At 76.2% G+C, this 3,063-nt stretch carries 3 protein-coding genes; all 3 read left to right on the plus strand.

What is annotated here, in order from left to right:
- The coding region (locus tag HCN56_RS22840) for a hypothetical protein (RefSeq protein ID WP_167974141.1) at nt 1-1,669 on the plus strand (1,669 nt) is incomplete at its 5' end.
- 350 nt (nt 1,670-2,019) lie between these two features.
- Nucleotides 2,020-2,256, plus strand: a complete 237-nt coding sequence (locus HCN56_RS22845; protein ID WP_167974139.1) for a hypothetical protein — start codon at nt 2,020-2,022, stop codon at nt 2,254-2,256.
- Between the two features lies 1 nt (nt 2,257).
- Nucleotides 2,258-3,007, plus strand: a complete 750-nt coding sequence (locus HCN56_RS22850) for a peptidoglycan recognition protein family protein (RefSeq protein WP_167974143.1) — start codon at nt 2,258-2,260, stop codon at nt 3,005-3,007.
- Nucleotides 3,008-3,063: the final 56 nt, after the last annotated feature.

Genomic DNA, 3,063 nt, shown 5'->3' on the forward strand with positions numbered 1-3,063 from the left:
GCTGCGCACCCTGCGGGAGGCGCTGGACACCGGCCGGCCGCCGCGGGTCGCGGGACGCGAGCTGGGCCGGCTGCGCCGCGGGCAGCCGCTGCTGCCGCGCGTCCTCGGCCTGCGGCTCCGCCCGAAGTCCGGCGGCGGCGAGTCGCTGGAGCTGGAGAAGGCGCTGGCAGAGGTCTCCAGCAGCACCCGCGCCGCGTTCGCGCTGCAGCGGCTGGAGGGGATGACGCGCGAGGAGGCCCGGACGCTGCTGGTGGCGGCCGGAATGAGCGAACCCCACGCGCACGGCGCGGTGACCTCCGCGGCGCGTCTGCCGGGCGCGGAGGAGGCGGAGGCGGCGGGCGCGGCCGCGGCGCCCCCGGCGCTGGAGGACCCGGCCGTGCTGCACCTGCACCCCACCGACCTGGTGCGGCGGCGCCGCCGGTTGCGGACCGCGGTCGCCGTCGCGGCGGCCGCGGTGGTGGGCGCCGGACTGCTGGCGGTCGTGCCGGACCGGGGCCCGACGGGGAACCCGGCGGCGCTCCAGGCGCTGGACCCGTCCCTGGTGGTGAAGGCACGTGCGGACAGCTGGCAGTCGGCGACCCGCCTGGACTTCACCGGGTGGCCCGCGCGCGGCGCCCTGACCGACGACAACGAGCTGCTGCGCCGTGCGCTGGCCGTGTGGGCCGACCCGGACGACTCGGTGCGGGTGTCGGCGACCCCGGGGACCGCGGCGGGTCCGGCGGCGGGTCCGCCGCAGCTGCTGTACGCCGGGGAGGTGGGCGACGCGCGGCTGGTGATCATGCACGACGGGCTGCGGCTGGTCCGGTACGGCGAACCGCTGGAGGGCGAGGGGTCGGTGCTCGACTTCGCCCGCACCGACGGCGCGGACGGCTCGACCTCGGCGGTGGTGCTCAACCGCGACACCGAGACCACCCGCTACCTGACCGCGCCGTGGGTCTCCACCGCGGGCGTGCACGACCTGCTGCTCCCGGGTACGGAACCGCGGGAGTTGGCGGTGGACGAGGAGGGCGTGACCGGCCCGGTCGCCAACGTCTTCAACCGGGAGAGCTGCACCACCTATCCCGTGGTGCGGTTCGCCGGCGGGGACGGCGAGGGCGGTGCGCCGGCTGCCTCGGTGCTGGCGGACATGGGCGAGTTGCTGCCCGCGCGGATCGGGGCGGAGGGCGACTCCCCGCTGGAAGGGCCGGGCTCCGAGGTGTGGGCGCGCACCGCCTGCCATCTCTCCTCGGTCAACGGCGAGGGGGTGCGGTCGGTGACCAGCACCGCCTTCGCCGCCCAGGAGCTGCCGGGCGGCGCGGGCACGGCGCAGTGGGTCTGCACCCGCGCCGAGACGTGGCGGGGCGCCGGCTCCCGCGCGATGACGCAGTTCCAGGCGCCGCAGGCCGACGGCGAGGCGGTCGCGCCGGGAGTGGTCACGGCCCGCGCCGAGGACACCGCGGCGTGCGGGGAGCGCGCGCCGGACGTGGTCGGCGGCATCCTGTGGAAGAGCGACGACGAGCAGTGGTTCCTGCTGGCGGCGGGGAGCGAGGGGGTCACCTCGCTCTCGGCCGAGGGCGGCGTGACCGGTGAGGTGCCCGGTCGGATCGCGGCGCTGCCCGCGAGCGAGGGCGCCGAGGCGGAGCTGCGGGGCTCCCGGGCGGACGGCACCGTCGTCGAGGCGCTGGGCTGAGTCACCGGGTCCGGCCGGACCCGGTGCCCGCCCGCACCGCGTCCGGCCGGACGTGCCGCCACACAGCGGGCACTCCGGCGGTGCGCCCGCGACGGACCGTACAGCGGCCTGGACCGGCAAGAGATCTACGCGCGAAGATGCCGTGGAGATGACTTCCCGCGACCTGCACGCCGTTGCATGTCATGTACACCTCATCACGGGGCACAACGCTGGCGACCACTGCGGTACCGCGGCCTCCCTCTCCCCGCGCCGCCGTCGGCCGGGCAGTGTCCCTGGACGGCGACGGCACGGGCGCGAGCACAGGGCGCGAGGGAGTCCGGCACCGCACAGACCAGTTCACTGGAGGAGCATTGTCCGCACACACCTCGCGACGCGGTTTCCTCACCGCCGTCGCAGCGGCCGCCGGGGGCGCGGTCGCACTGCCCGTCATCTGCGCCGGCACCGCCGTCGCCGCCCCGGGGGACCTCCCCGTCGTCACCCACCCCGACCACCCGGCCGCCCGCTACGCGGCGGGTACGGCGGGCGAAGCGCACGCCGAGCCGCTCAACGCCAGCGTGACGTGCGGACTGCACGGGAGGGCCGGCTGACATGGCGATCTTCGTGACCCGCGCCCAGTGGGGCGCCCGCGCCCGCCGTTCGGGCAACACCAACATCACCCCGCAGCACGGCGGGGTCTCCGTGCACCACGTGGACGGCGTCCGCGTGGCCCGGACCAACCACGCCGACTGCGCCGGGCAGGTGCGCGGCATCCAGAACCACCACATGGACACCAACGGCTGGACCGACGTGGCCTACAGCCACCTGGTCTGCGTCCACGGGTACGTCTTCGAGGGCCGCGGCGAGGGGCAGCGCACCGCGGCCAACGGCACCAACCCCGGCAACCAGAACTGGTACGCGGTCTGCGGGCTCACCGGTGGTACCGCCGCCAACTACGACCCGATCACCGCGCAGTTGATCGACGCCTTCCACATGACGATCACCCGGCTGCGCACCTCCGGCGGCGCGGGCGGGGCGGTCAACGGCCACCGCGACCACACCTCCACCGCCTGCCCCGGCAACCTCTACCCGCTGGTGCTGGACGGGCGGCTCGACCCGGGAGGCGGCGGGCCCGGCACCCCGCCGTGGCCGGGCGTGTACTTCCGGCAGCCGCCCGTCATGAACCACGCGAGTGTGGGGAGTTGGCAGGCCCGGATGAACAGCGCCCACGGCTTCTCGCTGACGGTGGACTCCGCGTACGGCCCGGCGTCGGAGGCTGCGTGCCGCACCCTGCAGAGCAGGGCCGGGATCGCCGTGGACGGCGTGGTCGGCCCCGCCACCTGGAGCGCCACCTTCGGCTGACGGCGTGGCAGGGCACCGGTGTCCTCCCGTTCCCGGGCCGGGGTCGAGCCCCGGCC

It is taken from the genome of Streptomyces lonarensis (assembly GCF_012033735.1).
Lineage (GTDB): Bacteria > Actinomycetota > Actinomycetes > Streptomycetales > Streptomycetaceae > Streptomyces > Streptomyces lonarensis.

What these genes read in the sequence shown, in the direction of transcription:
- HCN56_RS22850 (WP_167974143.1), top strand. Translation starts at nt 2,258, where the DNA reads ATGGCGATCTTCGTGACCCGCGCCCAGTGGGGCGCCCGCGCCCGCCGT.